This is a genomic window from Acidovorax sp. GW821-FHT09B03 (assembly GCF_059418305.1).
Genome location: NZ_JBWKPP010000028.1, coordinates 27,465 through 51,525, shown reverse-complemented (window position 1 = coordinate 51,525; position 24,061 = coordinate 27,465). Strand labels below are relative to the sequence as shown.

Below are 24,061 nucleotides of genomic sequence, written 5' to 3'. Positions count from 1 at the left end.
GCCGCCGTCAGGGTCGTCTTGCCGTGGTCCACGTGGCCAATCGTACCCACGTTGACGTGGGGCTTGGTCCGTTCGAACTTACCTTTTGCCATTTTTCCGACTCCGAAAAAAATCTACAAACTACACAACGAAATTTCGGCGCACCCGAACGACTTCGGGTGCGCCTGAAGGTGGTGCCCATGGCGGGAATCGGACCCGCGACCTCTCCCTTACCAAGGGAGTGCTCTACCACTGAGCCACATGGGCAATCGGAACCGCTTTCGCAACCCCAAAAAAAACTTCTCTCTCAACCTGCCAGCAAACCGAACAATGGAGCGGGAGACGGGAATCGAACCCGCGTCATTAGCTTGGAAGGCTAGGGTTCTACCATTGAACTACTCCCGCACTGCCAACTGGCCCTGCGATCCCAGCCCCAAGGGGCCTACCGCAACCTGCTTTCATTTTCTTCTACTGGTGGAGGGGACTGGATTCGAACCAGTGTAGGCGTAAGCCAACAGATTTACAGTCTGCCCCCTTTAGCCACTCGGGCACCCCTCCGGAGAATCTCGAATTATAGCACTGAATTTTTACGCTCTGCAAAAGCACATGCCAAAAAAATCCAAGCGCCACTTTTCGCCCCAGACATTGCGCGGCACCGCTTGCGACGGCGGCAGCGTTTTTGCCTGAGACCGCGATTCTATGCCACCCGAAGATGCCCCGGCGCCAAGTTCGGGCTTTTGGTGTGGAAAAAACCGCCGCAGCCCCACCAGCGGCACGACCTCCACCCGGCAGGTGCGCTGTCGACCCCGGCCCCTGCTCGCGAGCGCCGGACCCCGCACCCTCCTGCCGGCAGCCGCACCAGAGCCATTTCCTGTGCAGCGTCCAGAAACTCGCGTCAGTGCGCGCAGCACAGGCGCCGGATCGAAGTATTGAATTAACTCATTAATCCATTGAATTTAATCGTTTGAAAGATGGCATGGAACGCATTGAAATACAGCCCATGCCGGGAGCCCGTCCCCCTGGCTGAGGCTTACACGACAACCCCCTACGGAGAGATCGCCCATGGACAGACCGCTTCCACCCCCGCGCCGCCTGCTGCTGGCGTCCCTGGCAACCGCACTGACCCTGCACCTGGCGGTGCCGCTGCAGGCCCATGCGCAGAGTGCCGCTGCCGCCGAGATCGACCGGCTGCTGGCCAAGCAGGCCATCACGGAACTGATCTACAAGTACCCGCGCGCCCTGGACCGCGGTGACCGCGAGATGCTGATGTCGCTGGCCCATCCGGGCGCGAAGATGCGCTTTGGCACCCGTGACTTCCCCCACTGGGAGGCCTACGTGGATTGGCTGATCAAAGCCCATGACGAGATGGCGGGCAACAACCACCGCATCACCAACATCCTGATCGAAGTCAACGGCGACCGTGCCGTGAGCGAATGCACGGGCACCGCCACGCTGCTGGTTCCCAAGGAAGGCAATCCCAATCTCTACGAAGAACGCTGGATGCACTCCCGCTACCTGGACACCTGGTCGCGGCGCAACGGCAAGTGGGCGCTCGATGGACGCCACACGGTGAGCGACTACCGCCGCGTGCTGGATGTCCCCGCCGAGCTGGTCAAGTCGCGCTACCAGGTCATCGGCCACACCGGACGCAGCGATCCCTCCTACCGGCATTTCGAGAGCATCAAGTGATGAGCCCCCTGATCAACCCCACCCGCCGGTGCCTGCTGGCCGCACTGGGCCTGGCCAGCGCCCCGCTGTGGGCGCAAGCTCCCGCGTGGCCGGCCCGTACCGTCAAGATCGTGGTCCCCTACGCGCCGGGGGGCGGTGTGGACCTGGTGGCACGCATGCTGGCCGAGCGCCTGCACCGGCAGTGGGGCCAACCGGTCGTGGTCGACAACAAGGCCGGTGCGTCCACGCTGATCGGTGCCACGGCGGTCGCCAAGGCGGCCCCCGATGGGCTGACGCTGCTGCTGACCAGCGAGGCCACCATCACCAGCAACCCCTTTCTGTTCGACAAGCTGCCCTACGACCCCGTGCGTGAGCTGGCGCCCATCAGCCAGCTGGTGAGCTTGCCGCAGATGGTCGTTGCGCACCCTTCGGTGCCAGCGAACACCATGGCCGAACTGATGGGCCTGGTCAAGTCGCGCACCCATGCGCTGAGCTATGCCTCCTACGGCTCCGGCAGCCTGCCACACCTGCTGTTCGAATCGCTGCGGGCCAAGCACGCAAGCAACCTCGTGCACGTGCCCTACCGGGGGATATCGCCCGCGGTGTCTGCCGTGCACGCCGGCGAGACGCAGCTCACGCTGGCGGGCGTGTCAGGCGCCCTGGCCCTGCTGCGCGCCGGCAAGCTCAAGGCCCTGGCGGTGGGACGCGCCACCCGGCTGGCAGAAATGCCCGATGTGCCCACCCTGCGCGAGGCGGGGCTGGCCGACATCGATCCGGGCGAATCCTGGTTCGGCCTGTTCGCCACCGGGGGCACGCCCGCGAGCGTCGTGCAGAAGATCCACCAGGATGTCGCGGCCATCGGCAACGACCCTGCCTTCCGCGAGGCCGTGCTGCTCGCGCGCGGCTTCGAGCCGGTGTTCTCGAACCCTGCGGCCTTCGCGCGGTTCATCGAGGCCGACATGCGCCAGAAGGCGCAGCTGATCCGCATCTCGGGCGCCAAGGCCGAGTAGGCCCCCTCCCCCCTTTTTCCTTCAGCGACTTATGCACCCGCGCGTGGTGCAGGAGATTCTTCGTGCCTTCGAAACCTTCGCCCGACCGTTCCGGCCTCGACCAGGAGCTCATCATCCGTGGCGGCCACGTGCTCACCATGGACCCCGTGCTGGGCGATCTGCCCTGTGCCGACGTGCATGTGCGCGATGGCGCCATCGTGGCGGTCGGCCCCCAGCTTCCCGTGCAGGGAGTGCCCGAAGTGGACGCGCAGGACATGATCGTGCTGCCGGGCTTCGTGGACACGCACTGGCACCTGTGGAACAGCGCCCTGCGCGCCCTGGTGCGTGGCGATGACCCCGTGCACGGCTACTTTCCCGTCACCCTGGGGACCGGGCCGCTGTTCACCCCCGACGACAGCTATTGCTCCGTGCGCCTGGGGCTTGCCGAGGGATTGCTGTCGGGCATCACCACGGTCCACAACTGGGCCCACAACACCCGTTCGCCAGCACACGCCGACGCCGAACTGCGCGCCATGGCCGACATGGGCGTGCGCGGTCGTTTCGCCTACGGATGGGGGCAGGAGCAGCCGCTCGCCCAACCCATGGACCTGGGCGGCCTGGAAGGCCTGCAGCAGCAGGGCCTGCCCTCGCCGCTGCTCACGCTCGGCGCAGCCGTGCGCACCCCTGTGAGCAATCCGCGCGGCGCCGTGCCCATAGAGGTGGTGGCTGAGGAGTGCGCCCGCATCCGCTCCCTCAACCTGCCGCTGACCATGCACGCCCGCCCCGGGGTGGTGTCCGTGCTGGCCGAGCACGGCCTGCTGGGCCGCGACCTGCAGCTGGTCCATCCGCAGGGCATGGCGCCACAGGACTGCGCCTTGCTGGCAGCGGCCGGAACCACCATGACCTGCTCGCCCACGATCGAGATGCTTTACGCCCAGGCCAACCGCGGCGTGATCCAGTTCCAGGAGATGGAAGAGGCCGGCGTGCACCAGAGCCTGTCGGTGGACAGCTCCGGCGCATCCGCCAATGCCGACTTCTTCGCCTGCATGCGGGCCCTGCTGTGGTCGCACAAACAGCGCTTCGGCAACCGCATCCCGCTCACCGCGCGCCGCCTGCTGCGCCTGGCCACGCTGGACGGCGCACGTGACCTCGGGCTGGACCACCTGATCGGCTCCCTGGTCCCCGGCAAGCGCGCGGACATCCAGATCGTGCGCGCCACCGATCCCAACCTGGCACCGGTTTTCGATCCTGCCCATGCGCTCGTGTATTCGGCGCAGCCGGCCAACGTGGACACGGTGCTGGTCGACGGCCGGGTCCTGCTGCGCCGCAGCCAACCCACCCGCTGGGACAGCACCGACATCGTGCGCCGGGCCACCGCGTCCATGCGTGCGCTGGCCCGCCGCCACCCCTTGCCCTGAGCGCCACTTCCCAACCCGGGCCGGCAACGGAGCCAGCCCCTCACCCAAAGGAGAGCACGATGCAACACCGATACACCCGCGCACTGGCGGCCATGGCCCTGGCCGGCCTGCTCCTGCCCCCCGCGATGGCCGCCGAGCACCTGGAGCACGGCGAAAGGACCAAAGGCCGGTCTTATGCACCCGCCGTGGTCACCGAAGGCGGCCGCACCATCTGGCTGGCAGGCGAAACCACCACCACGGACCTGAACGGCAAGGACATCAAGGGCGACTTCGAAGCCCAGGCCCGCACCATCTTCGCCTTGCTGGAGCAGACCCTCCAGCGCGCCGGCGGCAGCCTGCAGGACATCGTGAGCATGACGGTCTACCTGACCGACGCCCGCAACGGCGCGATCTTCTCCAAGGTGCGCACCGAGATGTTCCCCGACCGGCGCTTCCCCGCCAGCGCCCAGATCACCGTGTCCAACCTGGCCGTCCCCGGCATGCTGATCGAGATCCAGGCCGTGGCCGTGACCGGTGACCCATGCGGCAAGGCCAAGCCATGCATCGCGCGTTGACGCCCCGGCCCGCCAGCGGCCGCCCGCGCTCAGGCCTGCAGTTGCTTGCAGCAGTCTTCGAGGCAGGCACGGAAGGCGCTGGCACTGGGCGACAGCGAGCGCGAGGCGCGCCAGACCAGCTCGACATTGCGGTGGATGACCGGGTCGTGCAGTTCACGAAAGCGCGTGCGGGTCGAGCGCACCAACGCACCCACGTAGGCCGGCACCACGGTCGCGCCCAGGCCGGCCTCCACCAGCCCCACCGCCGTGCCCAGTTGGCCGACCTCGAAACGCAGCGCCGCCGTCTCGCCCCCCTGGGACACCAGCGGATCGACCAAGGCACGAAAGCCGCCCGCTGGCGCCAGGCCGATCATGGGCTGGCCCTCCAGGTCGGCCCAGACCATGCGCCGGCGCCGCTGCGCCAGGGGCCAGGCCGCGGGCAGCAGCACACCCAGGCTGTGGCGCAGCAGAGTCGCCCGCTCCATCGCGACGTCCATCTGTGGAAACACGCCGAAGCCGATGTCGGCGTCCCCGTTGTCCACCGCCCGCACCAGCTGCTCGGTGGGCAGATCGGCGATGCGCACCGACACCGCGGGATGCGAGACCTGGAACTGCGCGATCACGCCGGGCAGGAAGTGGGCCGCCAGGAAGGGCGTGGTCGCCACCGTCACGCGGCCACGGCGCTTGTGCAGCAGGTCCTGCGTGTTCGCCACCGCGTGCTCCACGTCCGCAAGGATGCGCTCGGCACTCTCGAACAGCTCGCGGCCCGCGTCGGTCAGCGCGATCTGGCGCGTGGTGCGGTCCACCAGCGGCAGGCCCAGCTGCGACTCCAGCTCGCGCACCAGCAGGCTGGTGGCCGACTGCGTCAGGTGCAGCTTGCGCGCCCCCGCAGTGAAGCCCTCGCTCTTGATCACTTCCACGAAGGCGCGCAGCTGCCGCAAGGTGATGTTCATAAGAAATTCAAATCAATTTCGAGCATTCATTCTATTTATTTCCCCGTCCCCACCCACCCCTCCACGGAAGCGCTCACATGAAAAAAACCTGCTTCGCCCTGTCCTTCATGGGTCTTGCCATGGTCAGTAGCGGCGTCGCCGCACAAACCCAGGTCACGCTGTTCGGCGTGGTCGACCTGGGTGTCGCCCATGTTTCGCACGGCAATGCCCACCTCACCGCACTGAGCTACAGCGGCAACAGCCACGCACGCCTGGGCTTTCGGGGCACCGAAGACCTGGGCGGCGGCATGTCCGCCAGCTTCTGGCTCGAAAGCGCACTCGCCCCCGACACGGGCGGGACCGGACTGAATTTCCAGCGCCGTTCCACCGTCAGCCTGAGCGGCGGCTTCGGCGAGTTGCGCCTGGGCCGCGACATGTCGGCGACCAACCTCAACCCCTCCTGGTTCGATCCCTTCCAGGGCACCGGCATCGGCCAGCCCACGGTCTACAGCATGCTGGGCGCACCGATCCGCGTCAGCAATGCACTGGCCTACCTGCTGCCCAGGCAGCTGGGCGGCTGGTACGGCCAGGTGCAGTACGCCTTTGGCGAAGAGCCCTCCAACAGTGCCAACCGCCGCAACAACAATTACGAAGGTGCGCGCCTGGGCTTCGCCGACGACGCCCTGAACGTCGCCGCCGCCGTGGGCCGGCGCCACAGCGGCACTGCCACCGCGGCGGCCCAGGTCAAGGCCGCCAACGTGGCAGCGTCCTACCGCATCGGCCCCGTCACACCCATGGCCTTCTGGGCCCGCGAAGAAGACAGCCGGGGGGCACGCATCGACGCCTGGCTGATCGGTGCGTCGCTGCGCCATGGCGTGGGCGAATGGCGCGCCGCCTACAGCCACTACGACCGCAGCCACAGCGGCGACGACTGGAGCAAGCTGGCCCTGGGCTACGTGCACCACCTGTCCAAGCGGACGGCGCTGTACGGAACCTATGCCCACATCCGCAACCGCGGGGCCTCGGCCCAGTTGGTCAGCGGCACCGGTGTGGCCGACTGGCCGACCACCCCGCCCTTGGCATCCCAGGCTGGCGCCCGCTCGCAAGGCGTCGAGCTCGGCATCCGCCACAACTTCTGAAACCGCAGCAGGAGCCTCCCCCATGGACCACCTGTCCCCCTCCCCGGCCGGCAGCCCATCCCGCGTGCCCTCGCGCCGCGGCTTTCTCGGCATGTTCGGCTCGCTCGGCACCCTGGGTGCCATCGGCGCAACCAGCTTCGTGCCGGAGGGCCGGCCGCTCGCCCAGACCCTGGCCGCCAAGGGTTCGCGCATCGACTTCCACCACCATTTCTTCTCGCCCGCGTGGGTGCGGCTGGTGGAGCGCCAGCACCTGCAGCAGCCGGTGCTGGGCTTCGACCAGTTCAAGACCTGGACGGTGGAGAAAGACCTGGAAGCCATGGACCGCGGCGGCTTGGAAAAGGCCTTCCTCTCCGTCACGCAGCCCGGCGTCTGGTTCGGCAACGTGGCCGAGACACGCGCTGCCGCCCGCGAACTCAACGAGTTCGCCGCGCGCATGAAGGCCGACCACCCCGGCCGCTACGGCCACTTCGCCGTGCTGCCGCTGCCCGACGTGGAGGGCAGCCTGCGCGAGATCGCCCATGCCTTCGACGTGCTCAAGGCCGATGGCGTGGGCCTGCTCTCCAGCTACGACGACAAGTGGCTGGGCGATCCCTCCTTCGCGCCGGTATGGGCTGAGCTCAACCGCCGCAAGGCAGTGGTCTACGTCCATGCCACCGCGCCCAACTGCTGCGCGTGGAACTTCCAGCCGGGCATCCTGCCCACCTTCGTGGAGTTGGGCTCGGACCTCGCGCGGGCCATGGTGAGCCTGATCCACGGCGGCACCGCCAAGGCCACGCCCGATGTGCGCTACATCTGGTCGCACGGCGGTGGCAGCATCTGGGCGCAGCGCTTCCTCGTCGGCGAGACGGCCGAATCGCTGGCGCGCGTGGCGCCCCCCGACTCGCGCCTGCACCACCTGCGCCGCTTCTACTACGACACGGCCGCTGCGGCGGATGCGGTGCACATCGGCATCCTGAAGATGATCGTGCCGACCTCGCAGATCGTGTTCGGCTCCGACTTCCCGTGGGTCGATCCGGCCAGGATCGTCGAAGGGCTGGAGAAATCCGGCCTGAGCGCCAGCGAGCTGCAGGCCATCTACCGCGACAACGCCAAGGCGGTGCTGCGATGAGCGCGGGCACCCCTGTGGTGAAACAGCTGCCCGCCCAGAGCGGCCTGTCGGCAACAGACCCGGCACAGCTGCTGGCCGCCGTGCTGCGCGCCAATGCCGGCACCCGGGATGCGCGGCTCAAGCAGATCATGGACGCACTCATCCGCCATGCCCATGCCTTCGCGCTGGAGGTGGACCTGACGTCCGCCGAACTCGACCTGGGCATGGACTTCCTGGTACGCATCGGCCAGGCCAGCGGGCCGCACAAGAACGAGGGCATCCTGCTGGCCGACATCCTGGGCCTGGCCACGCTGGCCCAGCTGCGCGGCGCGCGCGAGGCCCTGGCCCAGGGTGGCACCGAGCCCGCACTGGTCGGCCCCTTCTGGCGCGCCCGGCAACCGGTGCGCGCCAGCGGCGAGAGCATCGCGACCGCGGACACGCCGGGCGCTCCGCTGCATGTGCGCGGCCGCGTGTGCTCGCTCGACGGCGCACCGCAGGCCAACGCACGGGTGGAGACCTGGCAGGCCTCGCCGCAGGGCCTGTACGAGAACCAGGACCCCGAACAGGAGGACATGAACCTGCGCGGCGTGTTCCTGACCGACGCCCAGGGCCGCTTCGACTTCCACAGCGTGCGCCCCGCAGGCTACCCCGTGCCGGTGGACGGACCGTGCGGCGAACTGCTGGCGGCCCAGGGGCGCGCCATCATGCGACCGGCCCACCTGCACTTCATCGTGGTGGCCGCAGGCCACAAGGTGCTGGCCACGCAGTACTTCGACATCGACGACCCGAATGCCCACGAGGACGTGGTGTTCGGTGCCGTGGGCTCGCTGCTGCGCCGCTTCGAACCCGATGGCCAGGGTGGCTTCTCCCTGGACATCGAACTGCGCCTCGAACCCGGGGCCACGCAGTTGCCCCATTGCCCCCTTCCCTGACCTCCATCCCCATGCAACACAACGACAACCGAAGTTTCGCGCCGCGCGAGCGGCTCGACGGCGAAATCGCCGTCATCACCGGTGGCACCGGTGCCATCGGACTGGCCACAGCCCGGCGCATCGCTGCGCTGGGCGCACGCGTGGTGCTGCTGCAGCGCAGCGCACCCGAGGCGGCGGCGCCCGCGCTGGCGCAACTGGCCGGCAGCGGGCACCGGGCCCTGCAGGCCAGCGTGACCGACAGCGCCGCCCTGCGCGACGCCGCGCAGACGGTGGAGCAGGAAATGGGCGCCGCCACGGTGCTGGTGAACAGCACCGGCTTCACCCGCCCGGTGCCTGCGGCCGACCTGGATGGTCTCAGCGACGCGCTGATCGACGAGATCTTCGCCACCAACTGGCGCGGCAGCTTTGCGGCCATCCGTGCGTTCGCACCGCAAATGAAGGCAACGGGCGACTCGGTCGTGGTCAACGTGTCGTCGATCGCGGCCTTCACAGGCCTGGGCAGCAACCTGGCCTACGCGGCTGCCAAGGCCGGCACCGATGCGCTGACGCGCGCGCTGGCCAAGACCCTGGCGCCCCAGGTGCGCTGCCTGGCGGTGTCGCCCGGTGTGGTCGACACGGCCTTCGTTCCCGGGCGCGATGCGGCCTTCAACGACCGCGTGGGTCCCACCATCCCCTTGCAACGCGTGGGCACGGCGGACGACGTGGCAGCCGCCATCGTCGCCTGCTGCACCGCGCTGCGCTATGCCACCGGCAGCGTGATCGTCGCCGACGGAGGCCGCCATCTCGGCTGACTGACCATGTCCCTCGAAACCACCACCATCCTCACGTGCGCCGTCACGGGCAATCTCACGCGGCCCGACCAGACGCCGCACCTGCCGGTCACGCCCGGGCAGATCAGCGACGCCTGCCTGGAGGCCGCAGACGCCGGCGCCGCAGCGGTGCACATCCATGTGCGCGATCCGCACACCGGGGCACCGTCCATGGACGTCGAGCTCTATGCCCGCGTGGTCGAGGCGCTGCGCCGCGACCGGCCCGAACTCATCATCAACCTCACCACCGGGCCGGGCGGGCGCTTCGTGCCCAGCGCGGACGAACCCCGCCTGGCCGCACCCGGCACCTCGCTGCTGCGGCCCGAACTGCGCGTGGCGCACATCGCGGCGCTCAAGCCCGACATCTGCTCACTGGACCTCAACACCATGAATTCGGGCGAGCAGGTGGTGATGAACACCCCCGCCAACGTGCGCCGCATGGCCGCCGTGGTGCGCGAACACGGCGTGGTGCCGGAGCTCGAATGCTTCGACACCGGCGACCTGGTGCTCGCGCAGGCCCTGATGGCCGACGGCACGCTGGCCGGGCCGGGCCTGTACACCTTCGTCATGGGCGTGCGCTATGCCCTGCCGTTCACGCCCGCGGCCCTGATGCTGGCGCGCTCGCTGATCGCGCCGCAGGCCTGCTGGTCGGCGTTCGCCGTGGGGCGCCACGCCTTTCCCGCCGTGGCCCAGGCCCACCTGCTGGGCGGAAACGTGCGCATCGGCCTGGAAGACACCATCTACCTCGACAAGGGCCTGCTCGCCCGCAGCAATGCCGAACTGGTGCACAAGGCGCGCCGCATCGTCGAGGACCTCGGCGGACGCCTGGCGACCAGCGCCCAGGCCCGCACCACCTGGGGCCTGCGTGCCACCAACGCCCTGCACTGAACCGATTTCACTCTCCATCCCATCGAAGGACTCTCATCATGACCATTGCCTCTCCCGCGCACGCATTGCGCGTGTCCCAGAAGGCCGAAGCGCCAGAAACCCTCGAGCTGCAGCTGCAGCCCCAGGACCGGCCCGACGCACCGCCCGGCCATGCGGTCGTCGAAGTTCTGGCGGCCGCCGTCAACCCCAGTGACGTCAAGGCGGCGCTGGGCCTGATGCCGCAGGCCATCTGGCCACGCACACCGGGGCGTGACTTTTCCGCCCGCGTGGTGGCCGGCCCGACGGAGTGGCTGGGCGCCGAGGTCTGGGGCACGGGCGGCGACCTGGGTGTCACCCGCGACGGCAGCCACGCACGCTACCTGGTGCTGCCGGTGGCGGCCCTGGCGCGCCGGCCCGATGCCGTGCCCGTGGCCGCTGCGGGCACGGTGGGCGTGCCCTTCATCACCGCATGGGAGGGCCTGCGCCGGGCGGGCCTGCAGGGCCCCGGCCAGACGGTGGTGGTGTTCGGCGCCAACGGCAAGGTGGGCCAGGCCGCCACCCAGCTGGCAACGCGCGCCGGCGCCACGGTGATCGGCGTGGAGCGGGGCACCAGCAGCTACCGCGGCCACGCCAGCCGGCCCGTCACCGTGCTGGACGGAACCCTCCCCGAGCTGGGCCAGGCCCTCCTCGACGCCACGGGCGGGCGCGGCGCCGACATCGCCTACAACACCGTGGGTTCGCCCTACTTCGCACCCGCGCTGCAGGGCCTGGCCGTGGGCGGCACGCAGGTGCTCATCTCCACCATCGAGCGCTCGGTGCCGTTCGACATCCTGATGTTCTACCGCCGCAACCTGCAGTTGCTCGGGGTGGACAGCCTCAAGCTCAGCGTGGAGGACTGCGCCGCCATCCTGAACCTGCTGGCACCCGGCTTCAGCGATGGCTCGCTGCGCGCCTTCGACGTCGATCCTGCCGGCCTGGTGCCCCTGGAGGAAGCGGCCGACGCCTACCGGCGCGTGATTGCGGGCTCGTCCTCGCGTGTCGTGCTGGCCCCCTGAACGGAGACGAGCATGCACCTGGTACGACATGCCGATGCGCCCGGCTACGACGCCCCGGGCCACGAAGGCTTCGCGATGGCACGCCTGCAGGGCCGCGAGGCCGGCCCCGCGGACACGGCGTGGATAGGGCTGTCGCTGGTGGCCCCGAGGGGCAGCACCACGCTGTCCGCCTCCGCGCTGGAAAAGTTCTACGTCGTGCTGGACGGCGAGCTCGAGATCACCAGCCAGCAACCCGGCGGCCCGCCATGCAGCGAGGTGCTGCGCGCGCTCGACAGCTGCCGTATCGCGCCGGGCGAGGCGCGGCAGCTGCGCAATCGCAGCGCGCACCCGGTGCGGGTGCTGCTGGTGATGGCAGAGCCCCGCTGAGCCCATCGGACGCGCCGCCCGCTCAGCGCCGGTCGTCCACCACGTTGAATTCGAAGCGGAACTGCACCGCGACCTTCTCGGGCAACGTCACCACGACGCGTGTCTCCTGGGGATGAAGAATCGTCCCCCCATCGGCGACGATGGCGCCGTTGGCGACGGCCAGTGTTTCGTCCTTCGAGGTGGTGGTGCGGCGCGTGGCCTCCCAGCCGAATTGCCCGGGGCGCAGCTTCTGACGCTGGATCCATGCCCAGATGGCAACGATCTCCGCATTGACCTCGGTTTCGAGGGCACGGGGGGTCAGCGCCTGGCCGGAGAACTCGTAGCGGTCCTCGCGCAGGACCCATTTGAAAAGCAGGTGCGGCATGGTTCTATTGGACACGGCGCATCAGCATTGCGCAAACACCATGGATGGTTTTTGCATAGAACCGATGAGGGTCACCTGGTTGCCCCAGGGGCGTGCCCGGATCCTGTTGGCAATGCATGGAGGCGCATGTCCATGCCACTCCGAAAAGGAAGCGTCAGCGTTCCGAATCGGCATGGAGACAGGAACAGCATCCAGGTTCATGCTGGGAGATGGTGGTGCGGCTGGCGGGGATCGAACCCACGACCCTTGGCTTCGGAGGCCAATACTCTATCCACTGAGCTACAGCCGCATGCGTGTAGCTCGGCATTATCGCATGCAGCACGCACCCTGCGGAGCAAGCGGCCCCCGCCCTCCGCTTACGGCCTGCCGGCGGCCGGCACCGGGGCCCCGAGCCGCAGCCCCAGGCCGGTGATGAAGGCATCGGTGGTCACACGGCCGATACCGGCGAGGTCGAACACGCCGTTGGACAGGATCCAGTTCTGGATCAGGCCATCGAACAGGGCATGCAGGCCCACGGCTGCGCCCATGGGAGGCACCGGCATGGCCACGCGCTGGGCCTGGGCAGCCAGCTCGAAGTCACGGGCCAGCTGGCGCGTGAATCCGTCGCTGGCGGCCAGGTGGCGCTCGCGCACCGCCACCAGCTCGCCCACGTACTCCACCTTGTGCATGGCGATCTCGAACACCCGGCGCGTGTGCTCGTCCGAGGCCACGCTCTCCAGCACCAGGGCCATCACGGCGCGCAGGCGCTGCAGCGGGTCCAGGTCGGTACTGGCTTCGAACTCGCCGTAGCCCTGCTCCAGCGGCAGGGTCACCCGGTCCATCATGGCGTTGAAGAGGTCGACCTTGTCCTTGAAGTGCCAGTAGATGGCTCCCCGGGTGGTGCCCGCGGCCAGGGCGATGTCGCTCAGGGATGCCCTGGAGACGCCCTTGTCGTAGAACACCTTCTCGGCTGCATCGATCAGGCTGTTGCGCGTGGCAATCGCGTCTTCTTTGGTTCTGCGCACCATGGATACAGCCTCCCGTTCATTGCAATTTCACAGGCGGCCCAGGTTGGGCGCCAGCCCTATTATACATCCATGGTTGTATGTATAATTGCCCGTCTATTGGTAGAAACTCCTATTCGCCGACGCACACCGCTGCTCGGCGATGCCTGCCGTGAACATCCCGTTGATGCCCAACACAAGGACTCCCATGCCTCGCCTGCGTGACCCATCCCGCCGCATTGCGCGCATCCCTGCCCTGCAGCGCATGCTGCCCGTGGCCGCTCTGTGCACCGTTACCGTCTTTCTCGCCGCATGCGGCAAGTCCGATGCCCCGGCCGCCGCGGGCGGTGCGCCCAAGATGCCTCCCGTCGAAGTCGGCGTGGTGGTTGCCACGCCGGGCGACGTGGGGCTGGTCACCGAGCTGCCCGGCCGGGTCGAAGCCTCGCGCGTGGCCCAGGTGCGTGCCCGCGCTGCCGGCATCCTGCTCAAGCGCGAATTCCGCGAAGGCAGCGACGTGAAGGCGGGCCAGCCGCTGTTCCGCATCGACCCGGCCACCTACGCGGCCGCTGCGGACAGCGCCAAGGCCAGCCTGGCCAAGGCCGAGGCCAACCTGGCCCAGGCCACGGCCACGGTGGAGCGCTACCGCCCCCTGGTGGCCGCCAATGCCATCAGCAAGCAGGACTTCGTGAACGCCGAGGCCGCCCAGAAGCAGGCCCAGGCCGACGTGGAAGCCGGCCGCGCAGCCACGCGCACCGCGGGCATCAACCTTGGCTACGCCAGCGTGACGGCCCCCATCTCCGGGCGCATCGGCCGCGCCCTGGTGACCGAAGGCGCGCTGGTCGGCCAGGGCGAAGCCACGCCGCTGGCCATCATCCAGCAGATCGACCCGGTGTACGTGAACTTCACCCAGTCGGCCAGCGACGTGTTCGCGCTGCGCCGTGCCATGGAAAGCGGCCAGTTCAAGCGCGCCAGCGGCGACGCCGCCAGCGTCAAGCTGCTGCTGGGCGATGGCTCGGCGTACGCCCATCCCGGCAAGCTGCTGTTCTCGGACCTGTCGGTCGATGCGTCGACGGGACAGGTCACGCTGCGCGCCGAAGTGCCCAACCCCAAGGGCGAGCTGCTGCCCGGCCTGTACCTGCGCGTGCAGATCGAGCAGGCAGAGGTCAGCAACGCCATCACCCTGCCCCAGCAGGCGGTGACGCGCACCCAGCAGGGTGACACGGTGAGCGTGGTGGGCGAGGACGGCAAGATCAGCCCGCGCAGCGTGAAGATCAGCGCGGCGCAGAACAACCGCTGGGTGGTGCTCGACGGCCTGAAGGCCGGCGAGAAGGTCATGGTCGACGGCTTCCAGAAGCTGCAGATGCTGCCTCCGGGGACACCCGTGAAACCCGTTCCATGGCAGGCCGCCGGTGCCGCGCCCGCTGCGGCGCCAGCCGCCGCAGCAGCCCCCGGTGCCGCACCTGCGGCCTCTGCCGCCGCGTCGAAGTAAGGGGCATCCATGGCCAAGTTCTTTATCGACCGCCCGATCTTCGCGTGGGTGATCGCACTGTTCATCATGGTGATGGGCGGGGTGGCGATCACGCAGCTGCCGATCGCGCAGTACCCGCCGGTGGCACCTCCCGCCATCGTCATCAACGCCGCCTACCCCGGTGCCTCTGCGCAGACGCTGGAGGACAGCGTGCTGTCCGTCATCGAACGCGAAATGAACGGCTCGCCCGGCCTGATCTACATGGAGTCGGTGGCCCAGGCCGATGGCTCGGGCAGCATCACGCTGAGCTTCCAGCCCGGAACCAACGCCGAGCTGGCGCAGGTGGACGTGCAGAACCGCCTCTCGCGCGCCTCGCCGCGGCTGCCCTCGGCCGTGACGCAGCAGGGCGTGCGCGTGGACAAGTCGCGCTCCAACTTCCTGCTGTTCACGATGCTCTCGTCGACCAACCCGAAGATGGACACCGTGGCCCTGGGCGACTATGCCTCGCGCAACATCGTGCCCGAGCTGCAGCGCCTTCCCGGCATCGGCCAGGCCCAGCTGTTCGGTACCGAGCGCTCGATGCGCATCTGGATCGACCCGGCCAAGATGGTCAGCTTCAACCTCTCCTCGGCGGAGATCACGGCCGCCATCCGGGCGCAGAACGCCCAGGTGGCCAGCGGCACCATCGGTGACCTGCCCAACGTGGCCGGCCAGGGCATTGCCGCCACGGTGGTGGTCAATGGCCAGCTGTCCAGCGTCGAGCAGTTCGGCGGCATTGTGCTGCGCGCCAACACCGATGGCTCCACCGTGCGCCTCAAGGACGTGGCGCGCGTCGAGCTCGGTGGCCAGGCCTATGCCACCTCGGCGCGCCTGAACGGCAAGCCCGCCGTCGGTATCGGCGTGCAGCTGTCGCCGAGCGGCAATGCGCTGGAGGCCGCCAAAGCCGTGCGCGTGAAGATGGACGAGCTCTCCCGCTTCTTCCCGCAGGGCACGGAGTGGAGCATCCCTTACGACAGCTCGCGCTTCGTGGACATCTCCATCACCCAGGTGGCCATCACCCTGCTGGAGGCCGTGGCCCTGGTGTTCCTGGTGATGTTCCTGTTCCTACAGAACTGGCGTTACACCATCATCCCGACCATCGTCGTGCCGATCGCCCTGCTGGGCACCTTCGCCACGCTGCTGGCGCTGGGTTTTTCGATCAACGTGCTGACCATGTTCGGCATGGTGCTGGTGATCGGTATCGTCGTGGACGATGCCATCGTGGTGGTGGAGAACGTCGAGCGCATCATGAGCGAGGAAGGCTTGCCGCCGCTGGAGGCGACCCGCAAGGCCATGCGCCAGATCTCGGGCGCCATCATCGGCGTGACCGTGGTGCTGATCTCGGTGTTCGTGCCGCTGGCCTTCTTCTCCGGCTCCACCGGCAACATCTTCCGCCAGTTCTCGGCAGTGATGGTGGCCTCCATCGGCTTCTCGGCCTTCATGGCGCTGTCGCTCACGCCGGCCCTGTGCGCCACGCTGCTCAAGCCGGTGGAAGCCGGCCACCACCATGAAAAGAGCGGCTTCTTCGGCTGGTTCAACCGCGGCTTCTCGCGCACGGCCAAGGGCTACGAAGGCCTGGTCTCGCGCATGCTCCGCAAGGCCGCGCGCTACCTCGTGATCTACGCTGCCATCATCGGCGCCGTGGTGGTGGTCTACATGCGCGTGCCCACCTCCTTCCTGCCCGGGGAAGACCAGGGCAACATCATCGTCAACGTGCAACTGCCTCCGGGTGCCACCCAGGAGCGCACGCTGGCCGTGATGCAGCAGGTCGAAGAGTTCATCCTCAAGCAGCCCGAAGTGCAGAGCATGGTCGGCGTGCTGGGCTTCAGCTTCTCCGGCCAGGGCCAGAACGCCGCGCTCGCCTTCGTGACCCTGAAGGACTGGAAGGAACGCCACGGCCCCGGCCAGTCGGCCCAGGACGTGGCAGGCCGGGCCTTCGGCGGACTGATGGGCATCCGCGATGCCTTCATCTACCCGCTGAGCCCGCCACCCATCCCCGAGCTGGGCAACGCCAGCGGCTTCTCGTTCCGCCTGCAGGACCGCAGCGGCGCCGGGCACGAGGCGCTGATGAACGCCCGCAACCAGCTGCTGGGCATGGCCTCGCAGAGCAAGGTGATCACCCAGGTGCGCCCCGACGGCCTGGAAGACGCACCGCAGCTGCAGATCGACATCGACCGCGACAAGGCCAACGCACTGGGCGTGCCCTTCGACGCGATCAACTCGGCCCTGTCCACCGCCCTGGGCTCCACCTACGTCAACGACTTCCCGAACCAGGGCCGTCTGCAGCGCGTGGTGGTGCAGGCCGACGCGCCGGCGCGCATGCAGCCCGAGGACCTGCTCAAGATCAACGCCAGTAACAGCCAGGGCAAGCCCGTGCCGTTGTCGGCCTTTGCCAGCACCCGCTGGATCAAGGGTGCACAGCAGACCGTGCGCTACAACGGCTACCCGGCCGTGCGCATCTCGGGCTCGCCCGCACCGGGCATGAGCACCGGCGCCGCCATGGCCGAGATGGAAAAGCTCGCCGCCCAGCTGCCGCCGGGCTTCGGCTACGAGTGGACGGGCATGTCGCGCGAAGAAAAGCTCGCCGGCTCGCAGTCGCTGATCCTGTACAGCTTTGCCATCCTGGCCGTGTTCCTGTGCCTGGCCGCGCTGTACGAAAGCTGGTCGATCCCGCTGGCCGTGATCCTGGTGGTGCCGCTCGGTGTGCTGGGCGTGCTGCTGGCCACCCTGCTGCGCGGATATGCGAACGACATCTACTTCCAGGTGGGGCTGATCACCATCATCGGCCTGTCCGCGAAGAACGCCATCCTGATCATCGAGTTCGCCAAGGACCTGCAGGCCCAGGGCCGGGGCGTGGTCGAGTCGGCGCTGGCCGCGGCCCACCTGCGCTTTCGCCCCATCGTGATGACTTCGCTGGCCTTCGGCCTGGGCGTTCTGCCCCTGGCCATCGCCTCGGGCGCGGGCTCGGCGAGCCAGCGCGCCATCGGCACCGGCGTGCTCGGCGGCATGATCACCGGCACGGCACTGGCCGTGTTCTTCGTGCCCGTGTTCTTCGTGGTGGTGCGCAGCCTGTTCAAGGGCAGCGCGCGCCAGCAGGAAATGAACCGCCGCCACGCAGAAGAAGCAGGAGTTGGAACCCATGATTGACCGCCGCCCCACCCATCTGGCCCTGGCCGCAGCCACCGCGCTGCTGCTGCTCTCGGGCTGCTCGATGATCCCCACCTACGAGCGTCCCGAGGCACCCGTGCCCGGCACCTACCAGGCGGGCGCCACGGCGCCCGCAGGGGCCGCTGGCGCGGCGCAGGTGCCGTGGCGGGACTACTTTGCCGACCCGCGCCTGCAAACCCTGATCAGCGCGGCGCTGGCCAACAACCGCGACCTGCGCGTGGCCGCGCTCAACATCGAGCAGGCGCGGGCGCAGTTCCAGATCCGCCGCGCGGACCAGTTCCCCAGCGTGGGCCTGGGCGTCAACGCCAGCCGGGGGCCCTCGGCGTCCAACGGCGATCTGACCAACTCGTTCAGCGCGGGCCTGGCCCTCTCGGCCTGGGAGATCGACTTCTTCGGCCGCATCGCCAGCCTCAAGGAACAGGCGCTGGCACAGTACCTGGCCAGCGAGGAAGGCCGCAATGCCGCCCAGGTCAGCCTCGTGGCCGCCGTGGCCAACGGCTGGCTGACCCTGTTGGCCGACGAAGAGCTGCTCAAGCTCTCGCGCCGCACACTGACCTCGCGCGAAGAATCGGTGCGCCTCACGCGCCTGCGCCTGGATGCCGGCGTGGCTTCGGAACTCGACTTCCGCCAGGCCGAGTCGCTCACCCAGGCCGCGCGTGCCACGCTGGCACAGCAGCAGCGCCAGCGCGCGCTGGACGAGAACGCCCTGGCCTTGCTGCTGGGCCAGCCGGTGCCGGCCGAGGTCCTGGCCAGCCTGGCGGGCAGCACGCTGGCCAACGCACCGGCCATGGCCGCGCTGCCTGCGGGCCTGCCCTCGGAGCTGCTCAGGCAGCGCCCCGACATCCGCCAGGCCGAGCAGCAGTTGATCGCTGCCAACGCCAACATCGGTGCCGCGCGCGCCGCCTTCTTCCCGCGCATCTCGCTGACGGCACAGGCCGGCACGGCCAGTGGCGAGCTCTCGGGCCTGTTCAAGAGCGGCTCCTGGGGCTTCACCATCGCCCCGTCGCTGCTGCTGCCGATCTTCGATGCCGGCCGCAACCAGGCCAACCTGGAGAGCTCGCAGGCCTCGCGCAGCATCGCCGTGGCGCAGTACGAGAAAGCCATCCAGACGGCGTTCCGCGAGGTGTCCGATGCGCTGGCCGGCCAGTCCACCCTGGTCGAGCAGTCCGAGGCCCAGCAGCGCCAGGCCGAGGCCGAAGAGGCCCGCCTGCGCCTGGCCGACCTGCGCTACCGCAACGGCGTGTCCAGTTACCTGGACCTGCTGGATGCCGAGCGCTCGCTGTTCAGCACCCAGCAAGGGGTGGTGCAGGTGCGGCTGGCCCAACTGCAGAACCAGGTCGTGCTCTACAAGGCGCTGGGCGGCGGCGGTATGGCCGAGCCAGTGGCCCGGGCGGCTGCGGGCTCCTGAACGCCTTCGGGCGGCCACTGCCACAGTGTGCCGCCCGAAATTGTTTTGTCTGCCTTTCGGCACGCACGTCGCCCGTGCTGCAGGGGCCGGGGGCACCGGCAGATATAATTGAAGGTTGATTGCATCAAAGCCCCACGATAAACCCGAGGAAGTCATGAGCGACACCCACCACGAAGAAGCCCATACCGGCCCGATCAAGAACCCCAAGCAGTTGCTGATCGCGGTACTTGCCTCGTTTGTGATTCCGATCTTTGCCATCATCGGCCTGGTCCTCTACGTCACCTCGGACAACAAGCCGGCCGCCGGCGCGGTGGACACCCAGAAGGCCACAGCGGCACGCATCCAGAAGGTGGGCGCGGTCGAGGTGCGCGATGCCAACCGGCCGCTGGCCAATGGCGAAGCCGTCTACAAGGCCCAGTGCGCCGCCTGCCACGCCACCGGCGCAGCAGGGGCCCCGAAGTTCGGCGATGCCGCCGCTTGGTCGGCCCGCATCAAGACCGGCTTTGAAACGCTGGTGCAGTCCGCCCTCAAGGGCAAGGGCGCCATGGCCCCCCAGGGTGGCGGCGACTTCAGCGACACCGAGATCGCACGTGCCGTGGCCTTCATGGCCAATGCCGGTGGTGCCAAGTTCGAAGAGCCCGCCGCCCCTGCGGCGGCGGCATCTGCCGCGGGTGACGGCGCATCCGCCGCAGCGGCAGCGCCTGCATCTGGCGCGTCGCAGTAAGCGCACTGCGCTCACCCCAACAAAAAGCCGACCCCGCGAGGTCGGCTTTTTTGTTGCCTCTGAATGGCCTGCTCAGGCGCTGGCGTGTCGCGCAGCCGGGCTGGTCACAAAACCATGGCGGGCCGGCAGGTCCTCGGCCCGCACTTCCACCGGCGTCCAGCGGCCCTGCTCCACGGCGTCGGCGGCCAGGCCCACGTCCAGCGTGTGCACCAGGCCCAGCCCCAGCGGCGTGGCCAGGTACACCCGGCCTTGCGCATCAAGCAGGCATTGGTCCACCGTGGTGGACTTGCCTGTGTGGGAGGTCACCGATCCATCGGGCGCCAGGCGCCAGACCAGCGGCGTGGCTTCGAGTTCCACGTACACGCGCTGCGGCCCGTTCTGGAAGAACCACTGCCCTGCCCCATCGGCCTCATAGTTGCGGTGGATGAAGTCGATCAGCTTCTCGTGCTGCAGCAGCGAGCCCTTGGCCTCTGGGAACGGGCCGGCGGCCTGCGTCCGGTCGTCGCGCATGTACCAGCGCCCGCGCGCATCCAGCCCCAGCCAGCCGTAGCAGTCGGGTACGTTCGGCCATTTGGCCAGGGCCTGCTTGACGATGTCATCCATGCCGCGATTGTGCCCCCGCTGCACGGCTTTCCGTGTCAGTCTGCGCCGCGAGCCAGGTGCCCACGGCATCCGGCATGGCCCGCACATGGCCGGGCAGCCGCCCCTTGGCAAAGCCCACGTGGCCACCATGCGCCGGCTGCCAGAGGGTGACGCAGCGGCCCACCTCGTGCACGCCAGGCAGGCTGCTGGCCGGAACGAAGGGGTCATTGCGCGCGTTCACTACCAGCGCCGGGATGCGGATGCGGTGCAGCAGCGGCTTGGCCGACGCCCGCAGCCAGTAGTCCTCGGTGTTGCGAAAGCCATGCACCGGTGCGGTGAAGACGTTGTCGAACGCGTACAGGTCGCGGGCCGCCAGCAGGGCCTGGCGATCGAACAGGCCGGGGTGCTGGGCCAGCTTCTGCAAGGCCTTGGGCACCAGGGTGCGCAGGAACATGCGGGTGTAAACCTGCCGGTTGAAGCCGCGCCCGATCGCATGCCCGCCGGCGGCCAGGTCGATGGGCGAACACACCGCAGCAATAGCGTCGGCGCTGTGGCCAGCCTCCTCGCCCAGCTCGGCGGCCCAGCGCAAAAGCGCGTTGCCCCCCAATGACACGCCTGCCGCCATCAGCGGGCCTGTGTGCATGGCACGCAGGCGCTGCAGCATCCAGCCGATCTCGGCATGGTCACCCGAGTGATAAGCGCGCGGCGCGCGGTTGATCTCGCCGCTGCAGCCGCGAAAGTGCGGCAGCGCACAGGCCCAGCCACGCTCTCGCGCGAGGTCGGCAAAGGCCTCGCTGTAGTGGCTGCGCGAGGAGCCTTCAAGGCCATGGAACACCACCAGCAGCGGCCGCTGCGTCGCTGGCGGCACCCCGTCGTCGAGGAAATCGACGTCCACGAAATCCCCATCGGGTGTGTCCCAGCGCTCGCGCCGGTAGGATGGCGGCGCACCGAACACGCGGCGCGAGTACAGCGCAGGCCAGATGGTCTGCAGCTGCCCACCGGGCAGCCACCGTGGCGCCGTGTATTGCAGGGAGTGCATGGCGTGCGGCACCCTCAATGCAGCACCGGCTGCTGCGCCTGCATGGCCTGCACATCCTCCACCACGCCCGCGCTGGCATGGTGCACCACCAGGCGCCAGCCCTGGGGGGTCTTGTGGTAGACATTGGTGGCAATCACGATGGCGCGGTGCATGCCGTCGGGCAGCATCACCTCCACATGCTCGGCCACGCTGTGCACCGCGCTGGACAGCGCCTGCACACGGCGCACCTGGGTCGGTCGGGCACGCACCGTGCCATTGGAAAACATGGCCTCGAACGCGGCGCGGATGGCACCGGCCCCCACGAGCCGGGGACCGCCCGGGTGCACGCAGACAATGTCCTCCTCGTCGGCCCAGCACGACATCAGCAGTTCGATGTCGCCCCGCTGGAGCGCGTCGTAGAAGGCAGTTTCGGTTTCATCCGAAGAGCCGCCCAGAGGGGCGGCTGTGGGTCGTGCGCGTGGCATGGGCAAGGAGAGGGGGTGGTGGGCGGTGCGCCTATTGTGCGCGGTCCGCCGTGCTTGTGGGCCCGCCCGGGCGGGCCCCTGCGGGCGGTCTGCACAGCATTTGCCACTGTCCTGCTGGCAGCCGCGGGTTTTCCTGTACCTCCCCGGACAAGCGCGCCACCTGCCAGCTTGAGGCACGGGTAAACCCGCAAAAGTTCCCGATGCATTGTTTCCAATACTGGAACAGTTAGTTCGCGACTGGGTGGTTTTTCTCTATCCATCCGAGGCGTACAGTTCAACCCATCGATGAGCCGAACCCGCAAGGCGACTCACCGAACCCGGTTCGAAGTTGTTTTTGTTCCGGTTTTTTTGAGACGCTTTTTCACTTTAAGGATTTTCATCATGAACACGACCGCACGCTTCCTCTCCATCGCCGCTGTTGCCGCTTTCGCTTCCTTCGGCGCTTACGCCGACGAAGCCGACGCTTCGCAATTCGCCACCAAGTTCGAAACCAACCGCACCCGCGCCGAAGTGGCCGCTGAAGCCGCCACCGTGGCCCAGACCCGCAGCATCGAGCCCGCTGGTTCGCGCGTGGTGACCTACAAGTCCACCGCTGACCGCGCTGCCGTGCGTGCCCAGGCTGCTGACGCTGTGCGCACCGGCCAGATCTCTTTTGGCGAAATCGGCGCTCTGTAATCAGCGCCCCGGACTGAACTGACCCTCTGCCCAAACAAACCTAACAAAGAATCGAGATCACCATGAACAAGACCGCACGTTTCCTGTCCATCGCCGCTGTGGCTGCTTTCTCCGCTTTCGGTGCCCACGCTGACGAAGCCGACAGCTCGCAGTTCGCCCTGAAGTTCGAGACGAACCGCACCCGCGCTGAAGTGGCTGCAGAAGCCGCGACCGTGGCCCAGACCCGCAGCATCGAGCCCGCTGGTTCGCGCGTCGTGACCTACAAGTCCACGGCCGACCGCGCTGCCGTGCGTGCAGCAGCCGCCGAAGCCGTGCGCCTGGGCCAGATCCCTTCGGGCGAAATCAGCGCCCTGTAATCCACAGGCAAGGCAAGGCTGCAGACCGCACTGCAGCCCCCATGCAAAAGGCCGGTGCCCCGCGAGGGCCACCGGCCTTTTGTATGGGGAAGCGCGAGACAGCGGAAGTGATGGCTCACAAAGGCACAATGCATCGGACAGGAACCGCACGCACACCCCGGATGCCACCCTACCGTTCCATCGACCACATCATGCTGCGCCTGACCGCCGCGGAGCCCTTGTTCGATCTGTTCAGCCGCGTGTTCGGCTTGCCCGTGGCCTGGCCTTTGCAGCACACGGCTTTCGCTACCTACGGCTGGGTGCATGTGGGCAACACGGACCTGGAGCTCTGGGCTGCGGCGTCCAATGCCGACTTGCCCTCCCACGCACAACCACCCCTCGTGCATGGGTTCGCACTCGAGCCTGCGGGGCCTTTGCCGACGGCCATGGCGCAAGTCGCGGCACTGGGCATGCAATGCAAACCATCCCGGCCGTTCCAATCCACGAATGCCCACGGCGAAGTGGTCACGAACTTCACCAACTCTGTGCTGCTGGACCTGTCGGCACCTGAATGCTGCGTGTTCTTTTGCGAATGGAATGCCCAGGGGAGCATCTACCCCTGGGGTGAAGCCGCCACCCCCACGCAACGCCGCGCCCAGCACACGCAGGCGCTGCACGGCCAGGCTGGCGGCCCCCTGGGACTGCTCGGGCTGCAGACGGTGCGCATCGGCACGCCGGACCTTGCCGCGCACCAGTGCCGTTGGCGGGCACTCACCGGCACCCCGCCCGGCAATGCCCTCAGCCTCGCTCCCGGCATCGGGCTGGAGCTGTTTCCCGCCGGGCAGTTGCGCATCGAATCGCTCACGTTCGGCGTGCGCTCGCTGGCCAAGGCACGCGCCTTCCTGGCCCCCCGGCAGTTGCTGCAGGCAGACAGCACCACCGAGGACACACTGGCGCTGGCGTGCGAAGGCCTGCAGATCCGCCTGGTCCAGGGCCCCGGCGAGCAGGCATAAAAAAACCCGGCAGGGCCGGGTTTTC

At 68.4% G+C, this 24,061-nt stretch carries 25 protein-coding genes and 4 tRNA genes; 18 read left to right on the top strand and 11 right to left on the bottom strand.

From position 1 onward, the window contains the following. The 4 genes from AC07PA_RS30740 to AC07PA_RS30725 all read right to left on the bottom strand — a co-directional run. A partial coding sequence (locus tag AC07PA_RS30740; protein WP_005434227.1) for a GTP-binding protein occupies positions 1-92 on the bottom strand: 92 nt, incomplete at its 3' end. Positions 93-171: 79 nt separating this feature from the next. Continuing rightward, positions 172-246: transfer RNA gene (locus tag AC07PA_RS30735), tRNA-Thr, on the bottom strand. 64 nt (positions 247-310) lie between these two features. Next, positions 311-384, bottom strand: a tRNA-Gly gene (locus tag AC07PA_RS30730). 67 nt (positions 385-451) lie between these two features. Next, positions 452-537 (bottom strand) — tRNA-Tyr (locus AC07PA_RS30725). Positions 538-1,041: 504 nt separating this feature from the next. Between AC07PA_RS30725 and AC07PA_RS30720 the strand changes: the two genes are divergently transcribed. The 4 genes from AC07PA_RS30720 (at position 1,042) to AC07PA_RS30705 (ending at position 4,608) form a co-directional block, all read left to right on the top strand. Beyond that, complete coding sequence (locus AC07PA_RS30720) at positions 1,042-1,668, top strand: nuclear transport factor 2 family protein (protein WP_494610299.1); 627 nt, start codon at positions 1,042-1,044, stop codon at positions 1,666-1,668. Further along, the gene (locus AC07PA_RS30715; RefSeq protein ID WP_494610300.1) at positions 1,668-2,657 is read left to right on the top strand and encodes a Bug family tripartite tricarboxylate transporter substrate binding protein; all 990 of its coding nucleotides are present in this window, start codon (positions 1,668-1,670) and stop codon (positions 2,655-2,657) included. Before AC07PA_RS30720 ends, AC07PA_RS30715 begins: the two co-directional genes overlap by 1 nt. 62 nt (positions 2,658-2,719) lie before the next feature. Continuing rightward, entirely contained in the window at positions 2,720-4,054 is a 1,335-nt protein-coding gene (locus tag AC07PA_RS30710; protein WP_494610301.1) for an amidohydrolase family protein, read from the top strand. A 59-nt stretch (positions 4,055-4,113) separates the two neighbouring features. Further along, entirely contained in the window at positions 4,114-4,608 is a 495-nt protein-coding gene (locus tag AC07PA_RS30705) for a RidA family protein (RefSeq protein ID WP_145699484.1), read from the top strand. Between the two features lie 29 nt (positions 4,609-4,637). On the opposite strand, the gene AC07PA_RS30700 is transcribed toward AC07PA_RS30705, so the two are convergent. After that, on the bottom strand, positions 4,638-5,540 hold the full coding sequence (locus AC07PA_RS30700) for a LysR family transcriptional regulator (protein WP_494610302.1): 903 nt from the start codon (positions 5,538-5,540) through the stop codon (positions 4,638-4,640). Positions 5,541-5,617: 77 nt separating this feature from the next. On the opposite strand from AC07PA_RS30700, the gene AC07PA_RS30695 reads away from it, so the two are divergent. From AC07PA_RS30695 to AC07PA_RS30665, 7 genes are read left to right on the top strand one after another with little or no spacing between them, the layout of a single operon-like run. After that, on the top strand, positions 5,618-6,658 hold the full coding sequence (locus AC07PA_RS30695) for a porin (protein WP_494610303.1): 1,041 nt from the start codon (positions 5,618-5,620) through the stop codon (positions 6,656-6,658). A gap of 22 nt (positions 6,659-6,680) precedes the next feature. Continuing rightward, complete coding sequence (locus AC07PA_RS30690; protein ID WP_494610304.1) at positions 6,681-7,766, top strand: amidohydrolase family protein; 1,086 nt, start codon at positions 6,681-6,683, stop codon at positions 7,764-7,766. Further along, positions 7,763-8,677 carry a dioxygenase family protein gene (locus AC07PA_RS30685; RefSeq protein ID WP_494610305.1) on the top strand — a complete coding sequence of 305 codons (915 nt, stop codon included), beginning with the start codon at positions 7,763-7,765 and terminating at the stop codon, positions 8,675-8,677. Before AC07PA_RS30690 ends, AC07PA_RS30685 begins: the two co-directional genes overlap by 4 nt. Positions 8,678-8,688: 11 nt before the next feature. Next, positions 8,689-9,468 carry an SDR family NAD(P)-dependent oxidoreductase gene (locus AC07PA_RS30680; RefSeq protein ID WP_494610306.1) on the top strand — a complete coding sequence of 260 codons (780 nt, stop codon included), beginning with the start codon at positions 8,689-8,691 and terminating at the stop codon, positions 9,466-9,468. Positions 9,469-9,474: 6 nt separating this feature from the next. Then, complete coding sequence (locus tag AC07PA_RS30675) at positions 9,475-10,374, top strand: beta-keto acid cleavage family enzyme (RefSeq protein ID WP_494610307.1); 900 nt, start codon at positions 9,475-9,477, stop codon at positions 10,372-10,374. 38 nt (positions 10,375-10,412) lie between these two features. Then, a complete protein-coding gene (locus tag AC07PA_RS30670; RefSeq protein WP_494610308.1) occupies positions 10,413-11,408 on the top strand; it encodes a quinone oxidoreductase family protein in 996 nt (331 codons plus the stop codon). 12 nt (positions 11,409-11,420) lie between these two features. Beyond that, a complete protein-coding gene (locus AC07PA_RS30665) occupies positions 11,421-11,774 on the top strand; it encodes a cupin domain-containing protein (RefSeq protein ID WP_494610309.1) in 354 nt (117 codons plus the stop codon). A gap of 22 nt (positions 11,775-11,796) precedes the next feature. Here the strand turns inward: AC07PA_RS30665 and AC07PA_RS30660 are convergent, their stop codons facing one another. The 3 genes from AC07PA_RS30660 to AC07PA_RS30650 all read right to left on the bottom strand — a co-directional run bounded on the left by AC07PA_RS30660 (position 11,797) and on the right by AC07PA_RS30650 (position 13,145). Beyond that, positions 11,797-12,138 carry a hypothetical protein gene (locus AC07PA_RS30660; RefSeq protein ID WP_007859432.1) on the bottom strand — a complete coding sequence of 114 codons (342 nt, stop codon included), beginning with the start codon at positions 12,136-12,138 and terminating at the stop codon, positions 11,797-11,799. A gap of 213 nt (positions 12,139-12,351) precedes the next feature. Continuing rightward, positions 12,352-12,427: transfer RNA gene (locus AC07PA_RS30655), tRNA-Arg, on the bottom strand. 67 nt (positions 12,428-12,494) lie between these two features. Then, on the bottom strand, positions 12,495-13,145 hold the full coding sequence (locus AC07PA_RS30650; RefSeq protein ID WP_145699474.1) for a TetR family transcriptional regulator: 651 nt from the start codon (positions 13,143-13,145) through the stop codon (positions 12,495-12,497). A gap of 163 nt (positions 13,146-13,308) precedes the next feature. Here AC07PA_RS30650 and AC07PA_RS30645 point away from each other — a divergent pair, with 163 nt between their 5' ends. The 4 genes from AC07PA_RS30645 (at position 13,309) to AC07PA_RS30630 (ending at position 19,928) form a co-directional block, all read left to right on the top strand. Beyond that, positions 13,309-14,610, top strand: a complete 1,302-nt coding sequence (locus AC07PA_RS30645; RefSeq protein WP_494610311.1) for an efflux RND transporter periplasmic adaptor subunit — start codon at positions 13,309-13,311, stop codon at positions 14,608-14,610. Positions 14,611-14,619: 9 nt separating this feature from the next. Further along, positions 14,620-17,775 (top strand): efflux RND transporter permease subunit, encoded by a 3,156-nt coding sequence (locus AC07PA_RS30640; protein WP_007859437.1) that lies wholly within the window; start codon positions 14,620-14,622, stop codon positions 17,773-17,775. Beyond that, on the top strand, positions 17,768-19,204 hold the full coding sequence (locus tag AC07PA_RS30635; RefSeq protein WP_494610312.1) for an efflux transporter outer membrane subunit: 1,437 nt from the start codon (positions 17,768-17,770) through the stop codon (positions 19,202-19,204). The genes AC07PA_RS30640 and AC07PA_RS30635 overlap by 8 nt, the downstream gene beginning before the upstream one ends. A gap of 154 nt (positions 19,205-19,358) precedes the next feature. After that, positions 19,359-19,928 (top strand): c-type cytochrome, encoded by a 570-nt coding sequence (locus tag AC07PA_RS30630; protein WP_007859440.1) that lies wholly within the window; start codon positions 19,359-19,361, stop codon positions 19,926-19,928. 72 nt (positions 19,929-20,000) lie between these two features. On the opposite strand, the gene AC07PA_RS30625 is transcribed toward AC07PA_RS30630, so the two are convergent. From AC07PA_RS30625 to AC07PA_RS30615, 3 genes are read right to left on the bottom strand one after another with little or no spacing between them, the layout of a single operon-like run. After that, complete coding sequence (locus AC07PA_RS30625) at positions 20,001-20,531, bottom strand: DUF2946 family protein (protein WP_494610313.1); 531 nt, start codon at positions 20,529-20,531, stop codon at positions 20,001-20,003. Further along, positions 20,524-21,549: a YheT family hydrolase gene (locus AC07PA_RS30620; protein WP_494610314.1), complete on the bottom strand. Its 1,026-nt coding sequence runs from the start codon at positions 21,547-21,549 to the stop codon at positions 20,524-20,526. Before AC07PA_RS30620 ends, AC07PA_RS30625 begins: the two co-directional genes overlap by 8 nt. A 14-nt stretch (positions 21,550-21,563) precedes the next feature. Next, a complete protein-coding gene (locus AC07PA_RS30615) occupies positions 21,564-22,013 on the bottom strand; it encodes a nuclear transport factor 2 family protein (RefSeq protein ID WP_145699469.1) in 450 nt (149 codons plus the stop codon). Positions 22,014-22,394: 381 nt separating this feature from the next. On the opposite strand from AC07PA_RS30615, the gene AC07PA_RS30610 reads away from it, so the two are divergent. The 3 genes from AC07PA_RS30610 to AC07PA_RS30600 all read left to right on the top strand — a co-directional run bounded on the left by AC07PA_RS30610 (position 22,395) and on the right by AC07PA_RS30600 (position 24,036). Continuing rightward, a complete protein-coding gene (locus AC07PA_RS30610; RefSeq protein WP_108016751.1) occupies positions 22,395-22,688 on the top strand; it encodes a DUF4148 domain-containing protein in 294 nt (97 codons plus the stop codon). A 62-nt stretch (positions 22,689-22,750) separates the two neighbouring features. Continuing rightward, the gene (locus AC07PA_RS30605) at positions 22,751-23,044 is read left to right on the top strand and encodes a DUF4148 domain-containing protein (protein WP_494608641.1); all 294 of its coding nucleotides are present in this window, start codon (positions 22,751-22,753) and stop codon (positions 23,042-23,044) included. Between the two features lie 161 nt (positions 23,045-23,205). Then, on the top strand, positions 23,206-24,036 hold the full coding sequence (locus AC07PA_RS30600) for a hypothetical protein (RefSeq protein ID WP_494610276.1): 831 nt from the start codon (positions 23,206-23,208) through the stop codon (positions 24,034-24,036). The last annotated feature ends 25 nt before the right edge of the window (positions 24,037-24,061 follow it).

What these genes read in the sequence shown, in the direction of transcription:
- AC07PA_RS30720 (WP_494610299.1), top strand. Translation starts at nt 1,042, where the DNA reads ATGGACAGACCGCTTCCACCCCCGCGCCGCCTGCTGCTGGCGTCCCTG.
- AC07PA_RS30715 (WP_494610300.1), top strand. Translation starts at nt 1,668, where the DNA reads ATGAGCCCCCTGATCAACCCCACCCGCCGGTGCCTGCTGGCCGCACTG.
- AC07PA_RS30705 (WP_145699484.1), top strand. Translation starts at nt 4,114, where the DNA reads ATGCAACACCGATACACCCGCGCACTGGCGGCCATGGCCCTGGCCGGC.
- AC07PA_RS30700 (WP_494610302.1), bottom strand. Translation starts at nt 5,540, where the DNA reads ATGAACATCACCTTGCGGCAGCTGCGCGCCTTCGTGGAAGTGATCAAG.
- AC07PA_RS30695 (WP_494610303.1), top strand. Translation starts at nt 5,618, where the DNA reads ATGAAAAAAACCTGCTTCGCCCTGTCCTTCATGGGTCTTGCCATGGTC.
- AC07PA_RS30690 (WP_494610304.1), top strand. Translation starts at nt 6,681, where the DNA reads ATGGACCACCTGTCCCCCTCCCCGGCCGGCAGCCCATCCCGCGTGCCC.
- AC07PA_RS30685 (WP_494610305.1), top strand. Translation starts at nt 7,763, where the DNA reads ATGAGCGCGGGCACCCCTGTGGTGAAACAGCTGCCCGCCCAGAGCGGC.
- AC07PA_RS30680 (WP_494610306.1), top strand. Translation starts at nt 8,689, where the DNA reads ATGCAACACAACGACAACCGAAGTTTCGCGCCGCGCGAGCGGCTCGAC.
- AC07PA_RS30675 (WP_494610307.1), top strand. Translation starts at nt 9,475, where the DNA reads ATGTCCCTCGAAACCACCACCATCCTCACGTGCGCCGTCACGGGCAAT.
- AC07PA_RS30670 (WP_494610308.1), top strand. Translation starts at nt 10,413, where the DNA reads ATGACCATTGCCTCTCCCGCGCACGCATTGCGCGTGTCCCAGAAGGCC.
- AC07PA_RS30665 (WP_494610309.1), top strand. Translation starts at nt 11,421, where the DNA reads ATGCACCTGGTACGACATGCCGATGCGCCCGGCTACGACGCCCCGGGC.
- AC07PA_RS30660 (WP_007859432.1), bottom strand. Translation starts at nt 12,138, where the DNA reads ATGCCGCACCTGCTTTTCAAATGGGTCCTGCGCGAGGACCGCTACGAG.
- AC07PA_RS30650 (WP_145699474.1), bottom strand. Translation starts at nt 13,145, where the DNA reads ATGGTGCGCAGAACCAAAGAAGACGCGATTGCCACGCGCAACAGCCTG.
- AC07PA_RS30645 (WP_494610311.1), top strand. Translation starts at nt 13,309, where the DNA reads ATGCCCAACACAAGGACTCCCATGCCTCGCCTGCGTGACCCATCCCGC.
- AC07PA_RS30640 (WP_007859437.1), top strand. Translation starts at nt 14,620, where the DNA reads ATGGCCAAGTTCTTTATCGACCGCCCGATCTTCGCGTGGGTGATCGCA.
- AC07PA_RS30635 (WP_494610312.1), top strand. Translation starts at nt 17,768, where the DNA reads ATGATTGACCGCCGCCCCACCCATCTGGCCCTGGCCGCAGCCACCGCG.
- AC07PA_RS30630 (WP_007859440.1), top strand. Translation starts at nt 19,359, where the DNA reads ATGAGCGACACCCACCACGAAGAAGCCCATACCGGCCCGATCAAGAAC.
- AC07PA_RS30625 (WP_494610313.1), bottom strand. Translation starts at nt 20,531, where the DNA reads ATGGATGACATCGTCAAGCAGGCCCTGGCCAAATGGCCGAACGTACCC.
- AC07PA_RS30620 (WP_494610314.1), bottom strand. Translation starts at nt 21,549, where the DNA reads ATGCACTCCCTGCAATACACGGCGCCACGGTGGCTGCCCGGTGGGCAG.
- AC07PA_RS30615 (WP_145699469.1), bottom strand. Translation starts at nt 22,013, where the DNA reads ATGCCACGCGCACGACCCACAGCCGCCCCTCTGGGCGGCTCTTCGGAT.
- AC07PA_RS30610 (WP_108016751.1), top strand. Translation starts at nt 22,395, where the DNA reads ATGAACACGACCGCACGCTTCCTCTCCATCGCCGCTGTTGCCGCTTTC.
- AC07PA_RS30605 (WP_494608641.1), top strand. Translation starts at nt 22,751, where the DNA reads ATGAACAAGACCGCACGTTTCCTGTCCATCGCCGCTGTGGCTGCTTTC.
- AC07PA_RS30600 (WP_494610276.1), top strand. Translation starts at nt 23,206, where the DNA reads ATGCCACCCTACCGTTCCATCGACCACATCATGCTGCGCCTGACCGCC.